The 1423-nt window shown below is 50.0% G+C and carries 1 protein-coding gene; it reads right to left on the bottom strand.

The features are described from left to right. Positions 1-183 precede the first annotated feature (183 nt). Positions 184-1407: an IS110 family RNA-guided transposase gene (locus AC1XUF_RS32045; protein WP_483345964.1), complete on the bottom strand. Its 1224-nt coding sequence runs from the start codon at positions 1405-1407 to the stop codon at positions 184-186. Positions 1408-1423 lie beyond the last annotated feature (16 nt).

The following is a 1423-nucleotide window of genomic DNA, read 5'->3' as shown; positions in this document are numbered from 1 at the left end:
TTTTTCTGAAAGTCTTCTCGCTCTGATTCCCCGTAGCAATCCTGGGATAGCAAATCATCCAAGCCATCTCTTTTAGAGAAAAATTTTTTCTACGTGCTCTATGGCAACAGCTGTGGGTGCTTAGCGTCTGCTATCAGTTTTGTTTACGGGGTATAGTCCACCAAAAAAAGGCTCGACCTTTCTTTACTTGGACGCTAATGTTTTTAACTTCTTGACGCGGTTTTCAAGCCTTAATATCTCAGCTTTCCTTCTTTCGATCAGGATTTCCTGCCTGAGGACAGGTTCTTTATAAGGTAACATGTCCCGAAGGATATGGTATGATGCTGTCAGTATTTGGTGTGCGATGGCCATGGCCGCCTTTTTCTTTCCCCTTCGTTGAGAGAGCTTGTGGTATTTGAAGGATAGATAGGTATTGGCCGTATGGCTTGCCGCCCAGGATGCTTCGATCAGGGTGGTTTTCAAATACGTATTTCCGTGGGTGACCCTTGCCGATCGGACCTTGCCTGCGCTTTCGTTGTTGCCCGGGCATACCCCTGCCCAGGAGGCCAGGTGCTTGTCTGAAACAAACTGGGACATTTCCGTGCCGATCTCCGAGATGATGCCCACAGCGGATTGCCTGGACACGCCCGGGATCGTTTGCAGCAGTTCCAATTGGGCGTGCTTGCCTTCCAGGCAGAATTCGATTTGCACATCCAGCTGGCCGATCAGCTTATCGAGTGCCGACATGGTTTCTTTGATCAAACCAATCATAAAGCGGTGCCGGGCTGAAAAGCGGCCATAAAGCGCCTGTGCCAAAGCCTGTTTTTTGCCTACCAACGAACCCTTGGCCTGGTTGGACAATACGACCGGGTCGGTGACGCCTTCCAGTAGCAGGCTTATAATGCCCTGGCCCGTTTTAGAAAAAATGTCACTGACCACGCTGCCGAGCTTGATGTTGGCATCCTCCAAAATATTCTGTAAACGGTTCTTTTCCTTGCTGCGCTCATTGACCAGCTTCCTGCGATGCCGCAGCAATGTCCTCAGCTCGCGCACCCAGCCCTGGGGAACAAAACTGTCTTTGAGCAGCCCGCTCAACAAGAGCTTGGCGATCCATTCGGAATCCTTTTTATCGGTCTTATGCCCGGGCACGTTCTTAATGTGACGGGCATTGACCAGGATGATCTCGAATTGGTCTTCCAAAACATAATACACCGGCCGCCAATAAACGCCCGTGCTTTCCATGGCAATATGAGTAACATGGTGTGATTCAAGCCATTTACAGAGTTCTTCAAGATCCCTGGTGAAAGTGGCAAAGGTGCGGGTCTCTTCCTTGATACCGGTCCCTTTGATTGTGGCAACTACTGTATCTTTGTGTACGTCCAGGCCACAGCCTCGCGCAATGAGCTGGGGGAATTCTACTACTGCCATGTCGTTTCTTAGTTTG

Source organism: Dyadobacter sp. HNCC25DJ185 (assembly GCF_056895195.1).
The sequence above is the reverse complement of the archived record's forward strand: the minus strand, read 5'-3'. Positions and strand labels throughout refer to the sequence as shown.